At 64.4% G+C, this 17,735-nt stretch carries 21 protein-coding genes; 12 read left to right on the top strand and 9 right to left on the bottom strand.

The genetic code is table 11. From position 1 onward, the window contains the following. Window positions 1-17: 17 nt before the first annotated feature. Window positions 18-1,202, top strand: a complete 1,185-nt coding sequence (locus V9K84_RS02195) for an osmoprotectant NAGGN system M42 family peptidase (protein ID WP_043862659.1) — start codon at window positions 18-20, stop codon at window positions 1,200-1,202. Window positions 1,203-1,275: 73 nt separating this feature from the next. Beyond that, a complete protein-coding gene (locus V9K84_RS02190) occupies window positions 1,276-1,509 on the top strand; it encodes a YheU family protein (RefSeq protein ID WP_043862658.1) in 234 nt (77 codons plus the stop codon). Here the strand turns inward: V9K84_RS02190 and csrA are convergent, their stop codons facing one another. The 3 genes from csrA to V9K84_RS02175 all read right to left on the bottom strand — a co-directional run bounded on the left by csrA (window position 1,510) and on the right by V9K84_RS02175 (window position 3,020). After that, a complete protein-coding gene (csrA, locus tag V9K84_RS02185; RefSeq protein WP_043862657.1) occupies window positions 1,510-1,698 on the bottom strand; it encodes a carbon storage regulator CsrA in 189 nt (62 codons plus the stop codon). A 125-nt stretch (window positions 1,699-1,823) separates the two neighbouring features. Further along, window positions 1,824-2,156 (bottom strand): YnfA family protein, encoded by a 333-nt coding sequence (locus tag V9K84_RS02180; protein WP_054915866.1) that lies wholly within the window; start codon window positions 2,154-2,156, stop codon window positions 1,824-1,826. A 48-nt stretch (window positions 2,157-2,204) separates the two neighbouring features. Further along, entirely contained in the window at window positions 2,205-3,020 is an 816-nt protein-coding gene (locus tag V9K84_RS02175; RefSeq protein WP_088514037.1) for an SDR family oxidoreductase, read from the bottom strand. Window positions 3,021-3,241: 221 nt separating this feature from the next. On the opposite strand from V9K84_RS02175, the gene V9K84_RS02170 reads away from it, so the two are divergent. Then, window positions 3,242-3,394, top strand: a complete 153-nt coding sequence (locus V9K84_RS02170) for a DUF3309 family protein (RefSeq protein ID WP_010224169.1) — start codon at window positions 3,242-3,244, stop codon at window positions 3,392-3,394. 68 nt (window positions 3,395-3,462) lie between these two features. Here the strand turns inward: V9K84_RS02170 and V9K84_RS02165 are convergent, their stop codons facing one another. The 3 genes from V9K84_RS02165 to V9K84_RS02155 all read right to left on the bottom strand — a co-directional run bounded on the left by V9K84_RS02165 (window position 3,463) and on the right by V9K84_RS02155 (window position 6,469). Continuing rightward, window positions 3,463-5,121 carry a cation acetate symporter gene (locus V9K84_RS02165; protein WP_043862654.1) on the bottom strand — a complete coding sequence of 553 codons (1,659 nt, stop codon included), beginning with the start codon at window positions 5,119-5,121 and terminating at the stop codon, window positions 3,463-3,465. Next, window positions 5,118-5,429 carry a DUF485 domain-containing protein gene (locus V9K84_RS02160; RefSeq protein WP_043862653.1) on the bottom strand — a complete coding sequence of 104 codons (312 nt, stop codon included), beginning with the start codon at window positions 5,427-5,429 and terminating at the stop codon, window positions 5,118-5,120. Before V9K84_RS02160 ends, V9K84_RS02165 begins: the two co-directional genes overlap by 4 nt. Before the next feature lie 191 nt (window positions 5,430-5,620). Then, window positions 5,621-6,469, bottom strand: coding sequence for a glycine betaine ABC transporter substrate-binding protein (locus V9K84_RS02155; protein WP_054915868.1), 849 nt, complete (start codon window positions 6,467-6,469; stop codon window positions 5,621-5,623). A 176-nt stretch (window positions 6,470-6,645) separates the two neighbouring features. Between V9K84_RS02155 and V9K84_RS02150 the strand changes: the two genes are divergently transcribed. Next, entirely contained in the window at window positions 6,646-8,199 is a 1,554-nt protein-coding gene (locus V9K84_RS02150) for a beta (1-6) glucans synthase (protein ID WP_088514036.1), read from the top strand. Window positions 8,200-8,290: 91 nt separating this feature from the next. Here the strand turns inward: V9K84_RS02150 and V9K84_RS02145 are convergent, their stop codons facing one another. Further along, window positions 8,291-8,653: a hypothetical protein gene (locus tag V9K84_RS02145; protein ID WP_043862650.1), complete on the bottom strand. Its 363-nt coding sequence runs from the start codon at window positions 8,651-8,653 to the stop codon at window positions 8,291-8,293. A 240-nt stretch (window positions 8,654-8,893) separates the two neighbouring features. Between V9K84_RS02145 and V9K84_RS02140 the strand changes: the two genes are divergently transcribed. Further along, window positions 8,894-10,192 carry a serine/threonine protein kinase gene (locus V9K84_RS02140; protein ID WP_043862649.1) on the top strand — a complete coding sequence of 433 codons (1,299 nt, stop codon included), beginning with the start codon at window positions 8,894-8,896 and terminating at the stop codon, window positions 10,190-10,192. Then, window positions 10,185-10,970, top strand: a complete 786-nt coding sequence (locus V9K84_RS02135; RefSeq protein ID WP_054915870.1) for a VacJ family lipoprotein — start codon at window positions 10,185-10,187, stop codon at window positions 10,968-10,970. The genes V9K84_RS02140 and V9K84_RS02135 overlap by 8 nt, the downstream gene beginning before the upstream one ends. Before the next feature lie 3 nt (window positions 10,971-10,973). On the opposite strand, the gene V9K84_RS02130 is transcribed toward V9K84_RS02135, so the two are convergent. Both V9K84_RS02130 and V9K84_RS02125 read right to left on the bottom strand, forming a co-directional pair. Next, window positions 10,974-12,140 carry a patatin-like phospholipase family protein gene (locus V9K84_RS02130; RefSeq protein WP_088514035.1) on the bottom strand — a complete coding sequence of 389 codons (1,167 nt, stop codon included), beginning with the start codon at window positions 12,138-12,140 and terminating at the stop codon, window positions 10,974-10,976. A gap of 114 nt (window positions 12,141-12,254) precedes the next feature. Then, window positions 12,255-13,175, bottom strand: coding sequence for a lipid A biosynthesis lauroyl acyltransferase (locus V9K84_RS02125; protein ID WP_043862646.1), 921 nt, complete (start codon window positions 13,173-13,175; stop codon window positions 12,255-12,257). 111 nt (window positions 13,176-13,286) lie between these two features. On the opposite strand from V9K84_RS02125, the gene minC reads away from it, so the two are divergent. The 6 genes from minC (at window position 13,287) to V9K84_RS02095 (ending at window position 17,725) form a co-directional block, all read left to right on the top strand. Beyond that, entirely contained in the window at window positions 13,287-14,054 is a 768-nt protein-coding gene (minC, locus tag V9K84_RS02120) for a septum site-determining protein MinC (RefSeq protein ID WP_054915872.1), read from the top strand. A 98-nt stretch (window positions 14,055-14,152) separates the two neighbouring features. Next, complete coding sequence (gene minD, locus V9K84_RS02115; RefSeq protein WP_043862644.1) at window positions 14,153-14,965, top strand: septum site-determining protein MinD; 813 nt, start codon at window positions 14,153-14,155, stop codon at window positions 14,963-14,965. A 3-nt stretch (window positions 14,966-14,968) separates the two neighbouring features. Next, window positions 14,969-15,223: a cell division topological specificity factor MinE gene (minE, locus tag V9K84_RS02110; protein WP_019693048.1), complete on the top strand. Its 255-nt coding sequence runs from the start codon at window positions 14,969-14,971 to the stop codon at window positions 15,221-15,223. A gap of 96 nt (window positions 15,224-15,319) precedes the next feature. After that, complete coding sequence (locus V9K84_RS02105; protein WP_054914663.1) at window positions 15,320-15,955, top strand: RluA family pseudouridine synthase; 636 nt, start codon at window positions 15,320-15,322, stop codon at window positions 15,953-15,955. 145 nt (window positions 15,956-16,100) lie between these two features. Then, on the top strand, window positions 16,101-17,390 hold the full coding sequence (locus tag V9K84_RS02100; protein ID WP_054914664.1) for a M18 family aminopeptidase: 1,290 nt from the start codon (window positions 16,101-16,103) through the stop codon (window positions 17,388-17,390). A gap of 170 nt (window positions 17,391-17,560) precedes the next feature. Further along, window positions 17,561-17,725 (top strand): hypothetical protein, encoded by a 165-nt coding sequence (locus V9K84_RS02095; protein ID WP_167400231.1) that lies wholly within the window; start codon window positions 17,561-17,563, stop codon window positions 17,723-17,725. Window positions 17,726-17,735: the final 10 nt, after the last annotated feature.

Raw genomic sequence — 17,735 nt, 5'->3', positions numbered from 1 at the left:
CCCCACGAGGAGTCCGCATGCCTGATCAATTGCCCGAACCGGACCTGACCTATCTGCAGAAGGTCCTGCTGGAAATGCTCGCCATCCCCAGCCCCACCGGCTTCACCGACACCATCGTGCGCTACGTGGCCGAGCGCCTGGAAGAACTGGGTATCCCCTTCGAGCTGACCCGGCGCGGCACCATCCGCGCCACCCTCAAGGGCCGCAAGAGCTCGCCCGACCGCGCCGTTTCGGCACACCTGGACACCATCGGCGCCAGCGTGCGCACCTTGCAGGACAACGGCCGCCTGGGCCTGGCCCCGGTCGGCTGCTGGTCGAGCCGTTTCGCCGAGGGCAGCCGGGTCAGCGTGTTCACCGACACCGGCGTGTTTCGCGGCAGCGTGCTGCCGCTGATGGCCAGCGGGCACGCCTTCAATACCGCGGTCGACCAGATGCCGGTGAGCTGGGAGCACGTCGAGCTGCGCCTGGATGCCTACTGCACCACCCGCGCCGACTGTGAAACCCTGGGCATCGGCATCGGTGACTTCGTGGCCTTCGACCCGTTGCCCGAGTTCACCGAAAGCGGCCATATCAGCGCCCGCCACCTGGACGACAAGGCCGGCGTCGCGGCGCTGCTGGCCTCGCTCAAGGCCATCGTCGAAAGCGGCATCCAGCCACAGATCGACTGCCATCCGCTGTTCACCATCACCGAAGAAACCGGCTCGGGGGCCGCCGCCGCATTGCCGTGGGACGTCAGCGAATTCGTCGGCATCGACATCGCCCCGGTCGCCCCCGGCCAGCACTCCAGCGAACACGCGGTCAGCGTGGCCATGCAGGACTCCGCCGGCCCCTACGACTACCACCTGTCGCGCCACCTGCTGAGCCTGGGCCGCGAGCACAACCTGCCGGTGCGCCGCGACCTGTTCCGCTACTACTTCAGCGACGCGCATTCGGCGATCACCGCCGGGCATGACATCCGTACCGCGCTGCTGGCGTTCGGCTGCGACGCCACCCACGGCTACGAGCGCACCCATATCGACAGCCTGGCTGCCCTCAGCCGCCTGCTCAGCGCCTACCTGCTCAGCCCGCCGGTGTTCGCCAGCGATTCCAAGCCCACCGGCAGTTCGCTGGAAAGCTTCAGCCACCAGCTGGAACACGACGCACAAATGGAAAGTGATACCCGCGTACCGGCGGTGGACAGCCTGGTTGGCCAAAAAGGCTAGCCACATGCAGGCCACATGCAGGAAAGGTTTCGCGTAGCATGTGCGAAACCTTTCCTGATTCTGTAGCTTTTTTATGTTGATACCCTACGACCAGCTCGAAGCCGACACCCTCACCCGCCTGATCGAAGACTTCGTCACCCGCGACGGTACCGACAATGGCGACGACACCCCGCTGGAAACCCGTGTACTGCGCGTGCGCCAGGCGCTGGCCAAGGGGCAGGCGGTTATCCTGTTCGACCTGGACAGCCAGCAGTGCCAACTGCTCGCCAGGCATGAAGTGCCCCGCGAGCTGCTCGACGATCAGTGATCAGGCGCCCAGGCCGCCCTTGCCCAGTTGCTCGGCGATACGCCGATAGATTTCTGCACGGTGCACCTCCACATCGCGTGGTGCGCAGATGCCGAAACGCACCGTGTTGCCGTCTACCGACAGCACCTTGATCTTGATGTCGTCATCGATGGTGATGACCTCGCCGACTTCGCGCCCTATGACCAGCATTCTCCAATCCTCCACATCAGGGGAGAGTGAAGACTGAACCGGGTGCTGAAACGGTTCAACGCTCTGACAGGCAAATAGACAATTCCCACAACTTAGCGGGAATTTGCCTACAAGATCCTACCCGCTCAACTGTTTTGCAGACGTGGTCCGATCACGATGATGGTGGCGCCGATCACGCACAGCAACGCACCGAGCCAGTCGCTGCCCATCGGCCGGGCACGCTCCACCACCGCCAGCCACAGCAGCGAAGTGACGATATAGATGCCTCCATAGGCGGCGTAGGCGCGCCCGGCGTAGGCCGCCTCGACGCGGGTCAGCAGCAGGCCGAACAGGGTCAGGCTGAGCAGCGCGGGGGCGATCCACCAGCCGCTCTTGCCCAGCCGCAGCCACATGTAGAAGGCATAACAGCCGGCGATCTCGAACACCGCCGCCAGAAAGAACCACACATAATTCATCACGTCCGCTGCTACCTGCGCAAAAGCGCCTAGCATACCGTAGCGAACAGCCTACGCCTGCGTCTGACGCCCCTTGGCACGCATTCGCACGGCCATCTCGGCCATTTCGTCATACAGCGCCTGCGGGTCGCGCTGCTTGAGCTGCCAGGCCAGGCGCCCCTGCTCGTGGGGCAGAATCATGAAGTCACCGCGCGCCACCCCCTCGTAGATACAGCCGGCAATGTCGCTGGCGCTGATCGGCGAGCTTTCCAGCAGTTTGCCCACCTGGGCCTTCATTGCCGGGGTGGGGCCGCGGAACGAATCCAGCAGGTTGGTCTGGAAGAACGACGGGCACACCACATGCACCGCCACCTGTTGCTGGCGCAGCTCCACCAGCAGGCTTTCGGACAGCGCCACCACCCCGGCCTTGGCCACGTTGTAGTTGCTCATGGCCGGCCCCTGCATCAGCGCCGCCATGGACGCGATGTTGATGATGCGGCCCTTGCTGCGTTCGAGCAGCGGCAGGAACGCCTTGCAGCCCTTGACCACGCCCATCAGGTTGATCGCGATCTGCCAGTCCCAGTCTTCCAGCGACAGCTCGGCAAAAAAACCGCCCGACGCCACCCCGGCGTTGTTGACGATCACATCGATGCCGCCGAGCTTTTCTTCGCAGGCCTGGGCCAGGGCGGTGAGCTGGCTGTAGTCGCGCACGTCGCAACGCTGGACGAAGCCCTCGCCGCCCGCCTCGCGCACCAGCGTGAGGGTCTGCTGCAGGCCGGCCTCGCCGATGTCGCTCAGGGCCAGTTGCCAACCCTCGCGGGCCCAGCGCAGGGCAATCTCGCGGCCAAGGCCGGACCCGGCGCCAGTGATCATCATGCGGTTTTGCATAGCCGGATGCCTTGTTCCTGAAGTTGAAGGCCAGTGTAGCGAAGGGTGCAGCGACGCCCACGCTGTATCAGGATGCTGAATGGCGCGGGCAAACACATATCGAACTAAACTTTTAGTTGCCTGTGGGAGTCCGATTTAACAGGCGGACATGAACGTCATGACCGAAGAGATGGATCGCAACTGCACACGCTGATTACCGTACTCAACAAAAGGACTCTGCCATGGGCACCATACTTATCATCATCCTGATTTTGCTGTTGATCGGTGGCTTACCCGTTTTCCCGCACTCCAGAAGTTGGGGCTACGGCCCGTCCGGCATCATTGGTACCGTGCTGATCATCCTGTTGATCCTGTTGTTGCTCGGCAAGATATAGAAACCCGGGGGTGCAATGGCCCCCACATAAAAAAACGGCCCGAAGGCCGTTTTTTTATTGCTCAGAACTCAGTGCGAAACAGCACCGCTTGCCCCCAGGCCGGTTTGCGACCGGACAAACTGCGGGAAGAACAGCGCACGCTCGTCATCCGCTGCCTTGGACTTGTCGGTAACCGAGAAGAACCAGATACCGGCAAAGGCAATCAGCATCGAGAACAGCGCCGGGTACTCATACGGGTAGATGGCTTTCTCGTGACCCAGGATCTGCACCCAGATGGTCGGACCGAGCACCATCAGGCCCACCGCACTTACCAGCCCCATCCAGCCGCCGATCATGGCGCCACGGGTGGTCAGCTTCTTCCAGTACATCGAAAGCAGCAGTACCGGGAAGTTGCAGCTGGCCGCGATCGAGAACGCCAGGCCGACCATGAACGCGATGTTCTGGCTTTCGAACAGGATACCCAGGCCGATGGCCAGCACACCCAGTGCGACGGTGGTGATCTTCGACACGCGGATCTCGTCCTTGTCGTTGACCTTGCCCTTGCGCCATACGCTGGCATACAGGTCATGGGACACCGCCGAGGCACCGGCCAGGGTCAGGCCGGCAACCACTGCCAGGATGGTGGCGAAGGCCACTGCCGAGATGAAGCCCAGGAAGATGCTGCCGCCCACGGCGTCGGCCAGGTGCACCGCAGCCATGTTGTTGCCGCCCAGCAAGGCGCCTGCTGCGTCCTTGAAGTCCGGGTTAGTGCTGACCAGCAGGATCGCGCCGAAGCCGATGATGAAGGTCAGGATGTAGAAGTAGCCGATGAAGCCGGTTGCGTACAGCACGCTCTTGCGCGCTTCCTTGGCGTCGCTCACGGTGAAGAAGCGCATCAGGATGTGCGGCAGGCCAGCGGTACCGAACATCAGCGCCAGGCCCAGCGAGAACGCGGAGATCGGGTCTTTGACCAGGCCGCCCGGGCTCATGATCGCCTCACCCTTGGGGTGAACCTTGATCGCCTCGGAGAACAGCGCATTGAAGTCGAAGTTGACGTGCTTCATCACCATCAGCGCCATGAAGCTGGCACCGGACAGCAGCAGCACCGCCTTGATGATCTGTACCCAGGTGGTTGCGAGCATGCCGCCGAACAGCACGTACATGCACATCAGGATACCCACCAGGATGACCGCCACGTGGTAGTCCAGGCCGAACAGCAGCTGGATCAGCTTGCCGGCGCCGACCATCTGCGCGATCAGGTAGAACGCCACCACCACCAGCGAGCCGGAGGCCGACAGGGTGCGGATCTGCTTTTGCCCGAGGCGATACGAGGCCACGTCGGCAAAGGTGTACTTGCCCAGGTTGCGCAGGCGTTCGGCGATCAGGAACAGAATGATCGGCCAGCCCACCAAAAAGCCGATCGAGTAGATCAGGCCGTCGTAGCCGGAGGTGTATACCAGTGCGGAAATACCCAGGAAGGAGGCTGCCGACATGTAGTCGCCGGCAATCGCCAGGCCGTTCTGGAAGCCCGTGATTCGCCCGCCTGCGGCGTAGTAGTCAGAGGCCGACTTGTTGCGCTTGGAAGCCCAGTAGGTGATGCACAGGGTGGCACCGACGAAGGCGACGAACATCAGGATCGCCGAGACGTTCAGGGGTTGTTTGTGCACCTCGCCGGTCAGGGCGTCGGCGGCCCAGACGGCAGGCGCGAAAGCGCCAAAGGCCAGTGTTGCCAGTAGACGCCGGATCATTGCTGAGCCTCCTTCAGGATCGCGTTGTTCAGCTCGTCGAACTCACCGTTGGCACGACGTACGTAGATGCCGGTCAGCACGAAAGCCGAAACGATCAGACCCACACCCAGCGGGATACCCCAGGTAATCGAGGAGCCGGGGCTGAGCTTGGCGCCCAGAATCTGCGGGCCGTAGGCAATCAACAGGATAAAGGCGGCGTAGAGGCCGAGCATGATCGCCGAGAGAATCCAGGCGAAGCGTTCACGTTTTGAAACCAGCTCCTTGAACCGCGGGCTGTTTTGTATCGAGAGATAAATGCTGTCGTTCATTGTTTTTGTCCTCGCAGCACAGATTGGGTAGTACCACGCCACTTTATGCTGCCTTGGGACGCACTCCAGACGACCTTAGTCTTAGATGTAAAACTCTTTTACCGGCTACGTAACAGCCGCCCATGCAAAGGGCCGCGCGGTGGCAAAACACCGCGCGGCCCTGGAAGGTGCCAGATAGAGGCCTTAGGCCATTATTTTGCGGTCCACTCGGCGACCCGCTCGGGGTGCTTGGCGACCCACTCCTTCGCCGCAGCGTCCGGCTTTGCGCCTTCCTGAATGGCCAGCATGACTTCGCCGATCTCGTCCTTGGATTGCCACGAGAACTTCTTCAGGAACGCTGCGACTTCCGGCGCCTTCGTATCGAGTTCCTTGCTGCCGATGCTGTTGACCGTCTCGGCGGCGCCGTACACGCCTTTGGGGTCTTCGAGAAAGCGCAGCTTCCACTTGGCGAACATCCAGTGCGGCACCCAGCCGGTGACCACGATGGGCTGCTGCTTGGCGTAGGCGCGCCCCAGTTCAGAGGTCATGGCAGCGCCGGAGCTGGCCTGCAGCTTGTAGCCGGCAAGGTCATAGTCCTTGATGGCCTGGTCGGTCTTGAGCATCACCCCGGACCCGGCGTCGATGCCGACGATCTTCTTCTTGAAGCCGGCATCGCTTCCGAGGTCGGCGATCGACTGCGCCTTGACGTATTCGGGCACGATCAGGCCAATCCTGGCGTCCTTGAAGTTGGGGCCGTAGTCGACCACGTTGTCCTTGTTCTTGGCCCAGTATTCGCCATGGGTCACCGGCAGCCAGGCCGACAGCATCGCATCGAGCTTTCCGGTGGCCACCCCCTGCCACATGATGCCGGTGGCCACCGGCATCAGCTTGACGTCATAACCGAGCTTCTGCTTGATCACCTCGGCCGCCACATGGGTGGTCGCCACGCTGTCGGACCACCCATCGACGTAGCCGATGCTTACTTCCTTGGCCATGGCCAGGCTGGTGCCCATGGCCAGTATCAGGGCAGTGCCCGCCCCCAGGAGTCGTCGCATTTTCATCAAGGCATCCCCTCGTCACGTCACGGAACCTGCATCATCAACCGCCACTGGCGGCCAACCTGCTCTGTCAGCGACGTCGAAACATCGAGAAACGACATCACAACGCCAGCCAGGCCCGCTACCGGCCGGCATTTGCAGGTAGTATTGGCGGCTTTGTTTCCTGACCGGTCCGCGCCATGCCCTCGACTGCCCGCTTCCCGCTGCTGCCCTACCTGTTTGCCTGCCTGCTTGGCCTGTTCGCGTTGGGCGGGCTCTGGTACGGGCTCGGCAAGCCGGTATCGCTGCCGGACGCCGCCAGCCCCACACACAAGCTGCAATGTGTCTCCTACACGCCCTTCGACAAGGACCAGTCGCCGTTCGACCAGCCCTTCACCCTGCGTCCGGAGCGCGTGGAGGCCGACCTCGCCCTGCTTGCACAGCGCTTCGAATGCATCCGCACCTACTCGATGACGGGCCTGGAAGCGATCCCGCAGCTGGCGCGCAAGTACGGCCTGAAGGTGATGTTCGGGGCCTGGGTGAGTGCCGACCCGCTGGTCACGGCCAAGGAAATCAAGGCCCTGATCGCCACCGCCAATGCCAACCCGGACATCACCCGCGCCGTGATCGTGGGCAACGAGGTGCTGTTGCGCAAGGAAGTGACGGGCGATCACCTGGCCGATCTGATCCACCAGGTGAAAAGCCAGGTGCAGGTACCGGTGACCTACGCCGACGTGTGGGAGTTCTGGCTGCAGCATCCACAGATCGCGCCGCAGGTGGACTTCGTGACCATTCACCTGCTGCCCTACTGGGAAGATGATCCCAAGGGCATCGACGATGCGCTGGCCCACGTAGGCGAGATCCGCCAGGTGTTCGGCAACCGCTTCGCGCCCAAGGACGTGATGATCGGCGAAACCGGCTGGCCCAGCGAAGGGCGCCAGCGCGAGACCGCCCTGCCCAGCCGGGTCAACGAAGCGCGCTTCATTCGCGGGTTCGTCGCCATGGCCGAGCAGAATGGCTGGCATTACAACCTGATCGAAGCCTTCGACCAGCCGTGGAAGCGCGCCAGCGAAGGCGCGGTGGGCGGTTACTGGGGGCTGTACGATGCCGACCGGCAGGACAAGGGCATACTCGAAGGCCCGGTGAGCAACCTGCCGTTCTGGCCGCAGTGGCTGGGTATCGGCGTGCTGCTGTTCGCCGCCACCCTGGCCCTGGCCGGGCCGGTGCGCGGCGTGCGTGGCGCCCTGGCGCTGCCCTTGCTGGCCGCACTGGGGGCCGCCAGCCTGGGGTTGTGGGGCGAGCTGGTACGGGTCAACAGCCGCTTCGTTGGCGAGTGGTTGTGGGCCGTGCTGCTGGCGGGGCTCAACCTGGTGGTACTGGCCCATGGCGCGCTGGCGCTGGCACAGCGCAGTGGCTGGCGTGAGCGCCTGTTCGCCTGGCTGCAGGCGCGTGCCGGCTGGTGGGTGATGGCGGCCGGCTTCGCGGCGGCGGTGAGCATGCTGGCGCTGGTGTTCGACCCGCGCTACCGCAGCTTCCCGAGCCCGGCGCTGGTGCTGCCGGCGGTGGTGTACCTGCTGCGACCGGTGCGGGTAGCGCGCGCCGAGGTGGCCTTGCTGACCTTCATCGTGGGCGCCGGGATTGCGCCGCAGCTGTTCATCGAGGGCTTGAGCAGCCAGCAGGCGCTGGTGTGGGCCCTGGTGAGCGCGCTGATGACCGCGGCGCTGTGGCGCTGCCTGCGGATCAGGCAGGGCTGAGCGTCGGCTCTTCGACGGCAAGGCCGGCTCTGCAGGGAGACGTTGAACCCGGTAGGCGCCGGCCTTGCCGGCGAACGATACAGCGTGAGCCTCAGGCCGTGCGCCGCACCAGCCGCAACCCCGCCAGCACCAGCGCGAACGCCGCCAGGCTCACGGTATACAGCGCCAGTGCCGGCAGCCCGAACACCAGTGACAGCACCGCCAGCCACCAGCCGGCCCGACGCGGCACCAGCGTCGCCACCACGGCCAACCCCAGGGCGACCCAGCCCAGCACCCGCAAGTGGATCATCAGGCCCAGCGTGGCGCGCAACTGGCACTCCCAGCTCACCTGGGGCGAGCTGCACACACCGACCCACCTGACATCCTCCATGAAGCCGTAACGCACCCCATAGCAGGCCGCAGCCCACAGCGACAGGCACACAAGCAAGGCAATCAGCGGCAAACGGCGGGACATGACAACTCCGGAAACAGGAAAACGGCGCCCAGCATAATCCCCCACCGGGCCTGTGCAAGGCAAAAGCGGCGGCCTGAGCTACTTTTATCAGCAAAGAAACAAAACCCGCTGTTGCCCTGGCACTGGCCAGCACGGCAACATCGGGGACGGTAAATGCCGGGGCACAAGGCAACTTTGCCGATAGCACGAGTGTCCTAGCCTGCAGTACACACTTTGCCTTGCCTTTCCTGGGGATCCGTCATGCTTCGATCACTGCGCCTTGCTGCCCTGCTGGGTGGCCTCTTGATGAGTGCGGCCGCGTCTGCGGTGGATGTCGATGCGGCCACCTATGGCTACCCGCTGACCAATCCCTTCGAGGCGACGATCGCCTCCACACCGCCCGACCTGCGCCCCGAACTGCCGACCGACGATGACATCGATCAGTCCGACTACAGCCTCAACCTGCGCCCCGAACGCGAGTTCACCCTTCCGGACAACTTCTGGGCGGTCAAGAAGCTGCGCTATCGCCTGGCCCGACAGGACCACGAGGCGCCGCTGATCTTCCTGATCGCCGGTACCGGCGCGCCCTACACCAGCAGCCTCAACGAGTACCTCAAGCGCCTCTACTACAAGGCCGGCTACCACGTGGTGCAGCTGTCATCGCCCACCAGCTTCGACTTCATCAGCGCCGCCTCGCGCTTCGCCACCCCGGGCGTGAGCGCCGAAGACGCCGAAGACCTGTACCGGGTGATGCAGGGCGTGCGCGCCCAGCACCCGCGCCTGCCTGTCAGCGAGTACTACCTCACCGGCTACAGCCTCGGTGCCCTCGACGCAGCCTTCGTCAGCCACCTGGACGAAACCCGGCGCAGCTTCAACTTCAAGCGCGTGCTGCTGCTCAACCCGCCGGTCAACCTCTACACCTCGATCAGCAACCTCGACAAGCTGGTGCAGACCGAGGTCAAGGGCGTGAACAACAGCACCACCTTCTATGAACTGGTGCTGACCAAACTCACCCGCTACTTCCAGCAAAAAGGCTACATCGACCTCAACGACGCACTGCTCTACGACTTCCAGCAGTCGCGCCAGCACCTGAGCAACGAGCAGATGGCGATGCTGATCGGCACCTCGTTCCGCTTCTCGTCCGCCGATATCGCCTTTACCTCCGACCTGATCAACCGCCGCGGCCTGATCACCCCGCCCAAGTACCCGATCACCGAAGGCAGCAGCCTCACGCCGTTCTTCAAGCGTGCGCTGCAATGCGACTTCGACTGCTACCTGACCGAGCAGGTCATTCCCATGTGGCGCGCGCGCACCGATGGCGGCAGCCTGCTGCAGCTGATCGACCAGGTGAGCCTGTATGCCCTCAAGGACTACCTGCAAAACAGCCCGAAAATCGCCGTGATGCACAACGCCGACGATGTGATCCTGGGCCCCGGCGACATCGGCTTTCTGCGCAGCACCTTTGGCGACCGCCTGACCCTGTACCCGCATGGCGGGCACTGCGGCAATATCAATTACCGCGTCAACAGCGACGCGATGCTGGAGTTTTTCCGTGGTTAAAAAACTTCTGATCGTGACGGCGTTGCTCGCCGCAGGCCTGGTACAGGCCGATGAGATCCCGGCGCGAGCCAGCGTGATCGAAGCCGACGGCTTCACCGATCCGCTCAAGGAACTCAAGTTCAACCCCGGCCTGGACCAGCGCGAGTTCGAGCGTTCGACCCTGACCGCGCTGAACGTCTACGACCCGTTCGAGTCGGTGAACCGCCGGCTGTACCACTTCAACTACCGCTTCGACCAGTGGGTGTTCCTGCCGGTGGTCAATGGCTACCGCTACATCACCCCAAGCTTCGTGCGCACCGGGGTCAGCAACTTCTTCAGCAACCTGGGCGATGTGCCCAACCTGCTCAACAGCCTGCTGCAGTTCAAGGGCAAGCGCTCGATGGAGATCACCGCGCGCCTGCTGTTCAACACCACCCTGGGCGTCGCCGGCCTGTGGGACCCGGCGACCAAGATGGGGCTACCGCACCAGAGCGAAGACTTCGGCCAGACCCTGGGCTTCTATGGCGTGCCGGACGGCCCGTACCTGATGCTGCCGATCCTGGGCCCGTCGAACCTGCGCGACACCGGCGGGCTGGTGGTGGACTACAGCGCCGAGAACTGGATCAACTTCCTCAACATGGCCGAGGTCAGCAGCGACAACCCGGAGGTCTGGGTACTGCGCGCCATCGACAAGCGCTATACCACCAGCTTTCGCTACGGCCAGCTGAACTCGCCGTTCGAGTATGAAAAGGTGCGCTACGTGTACACCGAGGCACGCCGCCTGCAGATCGCCGAGTAGCGCTCAGGGCCGGGGCAGCGGCAGGCCGAGAAAGCGGCACAGCTCGCCCTGCTTGGTCAGCGCGTCGCGCCGGCCCAGTTCGATCAGTTCGCTGCAATAGCCGGCTTCGAACAACAGGTAGCTGAGCACCCCGGCGCCGCTGGTCTTGGTCGCCCCCGGGCCGCGCAGGAACATGCGCAGCGCGGCGGGCAGTTCACGCCGATGGCGGGCGGCAATCTCGTCCAGCGGCTGGCTGGGCGCAACCACCAGCACCTCCACCGGGGCCAGGCCCAGGCGCCGGGGCTGCACGTCGCTGGGCAGCAGGTGGCTCAGGTGGTTGAGCCGCTGCAACAGCTCCAGGTCGTCTTCCAGGCTGTCGATGAACGTGCTGTTGAGCAGGTGCCCGCCGATCTGCGCCAGGCTCGGCTGCTTGCCGCTGAACACCCGTTCGCGTGGATCACCCGGCGTCGGCCCCTGGGGGTTGCCGCTGACCCCCACCACCAGCACGCGGTTGGCGCCCAGGTGCAGCGCCGGGCTGATCGGCGCCGACTGGCGCACCGCACCGTCACCATAGAATTCGTGGCCCAGCCTGATCGGCGCAAACAGCAACGGGATGGCCGAACTGGCCAGCAGGTGCTCGACGCTCAGGCGGGTCGGCATGCCGATGCGTCGATGGCGCAGCCACGGGTCGATGGCGCCCTTGCCCTGGTAGAAGGTCACCGCCTGGCCCGACTCGTAGCCGAACGCGGTCACCGCCACCGCGCGCAGGTGCTGCTGGTCGATGGCATGGCCGATGCCGTCCAGGTCCAGGTGCTGGTTGAGCAGTTTGCGCAGCGGCGAGCTGTCGAGCAGCGCCACCGGTACCTGGGCCCCCAGGCCCAGCAGGCTGTGGCCGACGAAGCGGCCGGCCTGGCGGATCACCCCGGGCCAGTCGCTGCGCAGTACCTGGTGGCTGCGAAAGCCCTGCCAGAAGCCGGTGAGGCGGCGGATGGCGTCGGCAAAATGCATCGCACCGCTGGCCAGGGTCACCGCATTGATGGCCCCGGCCGAGGTGCCGACGATCACCGGGAACGGGTTGCCGGCGCCGGCGGGCAGCAGGTCGGCGATGCCGGCGAGCACGCCGACTTGGTAGGCGGCACGGGCGCCACCGCCCGAGAGGATCAGGCCGGTGACCGGTTGGGGTGCTGGCATGGGGTACTCCCTGAAGTCTGTGTCGCTGCCTTCGCCGGCAAGGCCGGCTCCTACCGGTACCGCACACCTATGTAGGAGCCGGCATTGCCGGCGAAAGCCACACCGCGATTCGTCCTAGTACAGCTTGGGCGCCCCCGGCGGGCGCGACTTGAAGCGTCGGTGTGCCCACAGGTACTGCTCGGGGCATTCGCGCAGCACCGACTCGATCCACTGGTTGATGCGCAGGCAGTCGGCCTCTTCGCTCTCCCCCGGAAAATCCTGCAGCGGCGCATGGATCACCAGCCGGTAGCCACTGCCGTCCGCCAGGCGCTGCTGGGTGAACGGGATCACCCGCGCCCGCCCCAGGCGGGCGAACTTGGTGGTGGCGGTCACGGTAGCCGCCTCGATCCCGAACAGCGGCACGAACACGCTCTGCTTGGCGCCGTAGTCCTGGTCGGGCGCATACCAGATGGCGCGTCCCGAGCGCAGCAGCTTGAGCATGCCGCGCACGTCCTCGCGCTCCACGGCCAGCGAGTCGAGGTTGTGCCGCTCGCGCCCGCGGCGCTGCACGAAGTCGAACAACGGGTTCTTGTGCTCGCGGTACATGCCGTCGATGGTGTGTTCCTGGCCCAGCAGCGCCGCACCGATCTCCAGCGTGGTGAAGTGCAGGGCCATCAGGATGGCCCCCTGCCCGTCACGCTGCGCCGCCTGCAGGTGCTCCAGCCCCTCGATGTGCGCCAGGCGCGCCAACCGGGCCTTTGGCCACCACCAACTCATGGCCATTTCGAAGAAGGCGATGCCGGTGGAGGCGAAGTTTTCCTTGAGCAGACGGGTTCGTTCGACAGACGGTAATTCGGGGAAACACAGTTCCAGGTTGCGCGCAGCAATGCGTCGACGGTCACCGGCAACACGGTACATCAGCGCGCCCAGCAGGCGGCCCAGCACCAGCAAAGCCCGGTAGGGCAGCTGCACGATCAGCCACAGCAGGGCCAGGCCCAGCCACAGCGGCCAGAAGCGTGGATGAAGAAAATAAAGGCGAAAACGCGGGCGATCCATTAAACATTCCGCAAAGACGATGGCCGGGCATTCTACAACGGTTCGCTGCGGGTTGCGGCTAACCGGCGTTCTCGTTATAAGTCTGAGCACTTTTTCGTAACAAGCTGCCTTATGCCAACCATGAGCCAAACCCAGACGCCAGACCAAGCCCCCGTGTTCCAGCTCAAGGGCAGCATGCTCGCCATCACGGTGCTCGAGCTTGCGCAGAACGACCTCGAAGGCCTCGATCGGCAACTGGCGGCCAAAGTCGCCCAGGCCCCCAACTTCTTCAGCAACACCCCGCTGGTGCTGGCGCTGGACAAGCTGCCGGCCGGCGAAGGCGCGGTCGACCTGCCCGGGCTGATGCGCGTATGCCGCCACCATGGCCTGCGTACCCTGGCCATTCGCGCCAGCCGTATCGAGGACATCGCCGCCGCCATTGCCATCGACCTGCCGGTGCTGCCGCCGTCCGGTGCCCGCGAACGTGCGCTGGAGCCTGCGGTGGAGGTGCCACCGGCGCCCAAGCCCGAGCCGGCCCCGGCCCCGGCCCCGCCGCCGGAGCCTGCGGTAAAACCGACAAAAATCATCACCTCGCCGGTGCGTGGCGGCCAACAGATCTATGCTCAGGGCGGCGACCTGGTGGTACTGGCTTCGGTCAGCCCCGGTGCGGAACTTCTGGCCGATGGCAACATCCATGTTTACGGCGCGATGCGCGGTCGCGCCCTCGCCGGTATCAAGGGCAACACCAGGGCACGTATTTTCTGTCAGCAGCTGACCGCCGAAATGGTCTCGATCGCCGGGCAGTACAAGGTGGCCGAAGACCTGCGTCGCGACCCGTTGTGGGGGGCCAACGTGCAGGTCAGCCTGTCCGGTGACGTGTTGAACATCACCCGTCTTTAACGGATACTTGCCGCCATTTTCAGCGCAACTTTTCCATATGTTGCCGGTTTGGATATTTCTGGGACCTCAACGTCCTTTTTCTTTAGGGGTGATACACCTTGGCCAAGATTCTAGTGGTTACATCCGGCAAGGGTGGTGTGGGTAAGACCACCACCAGCGCCGCTATCGGTACCGGCCTCGCACTGCGCGGCCACAAGACGGTCATCGTCGACTTCGACGTCGGCCTGCGTAACCTCGATCTGATCATGGGCTGCGAACGCCGCGTGGTGTACGACTTCGTCAACGTGGTCAACGGCGAAGCCAACCTGCAGCAGGCCCTGATCAAGGACAAGCGCCTCGAGAACCTGTACGTGCTGGCCGCCAGCCAGACCCGTGACAAGGATGCCCTCACGCTCGAAGGCGTGGAGCGGGTCCTGATGGAGCTCAAGGAGCAATTCGAATACGTGGTCTGCGACTCGCCGGCCGGTATCGAGAAAGGCGCCCACCTGGCCATGTACTTCGCCGACGAAGCCATCGTGGTGACCAACCCGGAAGTCTCCTCGGTACGTGACTCGGACCGCATGCTGGGCCTGCTGGCCAGCAAGTCGCGCCGTTCCGAACGCAACGAAGACCCGATCAAGGAACACCTGCTGATCACCCGCTACCATCCAGAGCGCGTGAGCAAGGGCGAAATGCTCGGTGTCGAGGACGTCAAGGAAATCCTCGCCGTCGCGCTGCTGGGCGTGATCCCCGAATCCCAGGCGGTGCTCAAGGCATCCAACCAGGGCGTGCCGGTGATCCTCGACGACCAGAGCGATGCCGGCCAGGCCTACAGCGACACCGTCGACCGCCTGCTGGGCAAAACCGTGGAACACCGGTTCCTCGATGTACAGAAGAAGGGATTCTTCGAGCGCCTGTTTGGAGGCAACTGACCAATGAACCTTTTTGACTTCTTTCGTGCCAACAAAAAAGTAAGCACCGCGTCGGTCGCGAAAGAGCGTCTACAGATCATCGTGGCGCACGAGCGCGGCCAGCGCAGTACTCCGGACTACCTGCCAGCCTTGCAGAAGGAACTGGTCGAGGTGATCCGCAAGTACGTCAACATCGGCTCGGATGATGTGCACGTCGCTCTGGAGAACCAGGGCAGCTGCTCCATCCTGGAACTCAATATCACCCTGCCCGATCGTTGATCGGCGCACAGGGGTAACCTGCCACGGCGGCGGCCGGGCCCGGGCTCATACAGCCCGGGCCCGGCCGCCGCCGTTGGCGTTTGCAGAGAACACGCAATGCCGCTGTCCAACGTTCACATCCTTCACCAGGATGCCGCCATCCTGGTGGTCAACAAGCCGACCCTGCTGCTGTCCGTGCCGGGGCGCGCCGACGACAACAAGGATTGCCTGATCACCCGCCTGCAGGAAAACGGCTACCCCGACGCCCTGATCGTGCACCGTCTGGATTGGGAAACCTCGGGGATCATCCTGCTGGCGCGCGACGCCGACAGCCACCGCGAGCTGTCGCGCCAGTTCCATGACCGTGAAACCGAGAAGGCCTACACCGCACTGTGCTGGGGCCAGCCTGCGCTGGACAGCGGCAGCATCGACCTGCCGTTGCGCTACGACCCGCCCACCAAGCCACGGCACGTGGTGGACCACGAGCAGGGCAAGCATGCGCTGACCTTCTGGCGCATCGTCGAGCGCTGTGGCGATCATTGCCGGGTGGAGCTCACGCCGATTACCGGGCGTTCGCACCAGTTACGCGTGCACATGCTGTCGATCGGGCATCCACTGCTGGGGGATCGACTGTACGCCTACCCCGAGGCCCTGGCGGCGCATGAGCGGTTGTGCCTGCATGCCAGCATGCTGAGCTTCACCCACCCGGTGAGCGGCGAGCGACTGCGCTTCGAATGCCCGGCGCCGTTCTGATACACCGCGGCGCGGCCATCGCGGGTCAACCCGCTCCCACAACGATCACCCTGAACGCTGTGGGAGCGGGCTTGCCCCGCGATAGGGCCCACGCAAATCCGTGATCAATACGTTAAACTCGCGCCACTGCTGTCTGGAGTGACCTATGCGCGATGCACTGAACCAAGGCCTGATCGACTTTCTCAAGGCCTCCCCCACGCCGTTCCACGCCACCGCCAGCCTGTCGCAGCGCCTCGAGGCCGCCGGCTACCAGCGCCTGGACGAACGTGACAGCTGGGCCACCACGCCCGGCGGACGCTACTACCTGACCCGCAACGACTCCTCGATCATCGCCATCAAGCTCGGCCGCCATTCGCCGCTGCTCGACGGCATTCGCCTGGTCGGCGCCCACACCGACAGCCCCTGCCTGCGCGTCAAGCCACAGCCCGAACTGCAGCGCCAGGGCTTCTGGCAGCTGGGCGTGGAAGTCTACGGTGGCGCCCTGCTGGCCCCCTGGTTCGACCGCGACCTGTCGCTGGCCGGGCGCGTGACCTTCCGCCGTGACGGCAAGGTCGAAAGCCAGCTGATCGACTTCAAGCAGCCCATCGCGGTGATCCCCAACCTGGCGATCCACCTCAACCGCAGCGCCAACGAAGGCTGGGCGATCAACCCGCAGACCGAGCTGCCACCGATCCTGGCCCAGGTGGCCGGTGACGAGCGCGTCGACTTTCGCGCCCTGCTCACCGAGCAACTGGCCCGCGAACATGGCCTGAACGCCGACGTGGTGCTGGACTACGAGCTGAGCTTCTACGACACCCAGGACGCCGCCGTGGTCGGCCTGCATGGCGACTTCATCGCCGGCGCGCGGCTGGACAACCTGCTGTCGTGCTACGCCGGCCTGCAGGCCCTGCTGGCCGCCGACAGCGACGAGACCTGCGTACTGGTGTGCAACGACCACGAAGAGGTCGGCTCCAGCTCCGCCTGCGGCGCCGACGGCCCGATGCTGGAACAGACCCTGCGCCGCCTGCTGCCCGACGGTGACGATTTCGTCCGGGCCATCCAGCGCTCGCTGCTGGTGTCGGCCGACAATGCCCACGGCGTGCACCCCAACTACGCCGACCGGCACGACGGCAACCACGGGCCCAAGCTCAACGCCGGCCCGGTGATCAAGGTCAACAACAACCAGCGCTACGCCACCAACAGCGAAACCGCCGGTTTCTTCCGCCACCTGTGCATGGCCGAGGAAGTGCCTGTGCAGAGCTTCGTGGTGCGCAGCGACATGGGCTGCGGCTCGACCATCGGCCCGATCACCGCCAGCCACCTGGGTGTGCGCACGGTGGACATCGGCCTGCCGACGTTTGCCATGCACTCGATCCGCGAGCTGTGCGGCAGCCAGGACCTGGCGCACCTGGTCAAGGTGCTGACCGCGTTCTACCTGAGCCGCGATCTGCCCTGACCTGACAGGCCTGCGCCCACAGCACTGCGGTGATCGCCAAACAGGCGCCGTACCTGTGGGCGCTGGCTTGCCAGCGAAGAGGCCACGACTGACCCCCATCAACCCGCGCGCAAACATTTGGCGCTATGCTTGCCCATCATTACACCTCCTACAGCATAAGGACCTTGCGCATGTCCGAGTTTCAAACGATGTTCCTCCCGGTGATCGCCGGGTTGATCCTGCTCACCGTCGGCTTCAGCATGCGCGAGCGCAACAGCGGGGTGCTGATGATGTGGATCGGCATGCTGGGCATCCTGGGCATCATGGTGTGGAAGATCCTCGAGAAACTCACCTGACAAATGCTCT

Source organism: Pseudomonas sp. AE27, assembly GCF_037113495.1.
Taxonomy (GTDB): Bacteria; Pseudomonadota; Gammaproteobacteria; order Pseudomonadales; family Pseudomonadaceae; genus Aquipseudomonas; species Aquipseudomonas palmensis.
The sequence above is the reverse complement of the archived record's forward strand: the minus strand, read 5'-3'. Positions and strand labels throughout refer to the sequence as shown.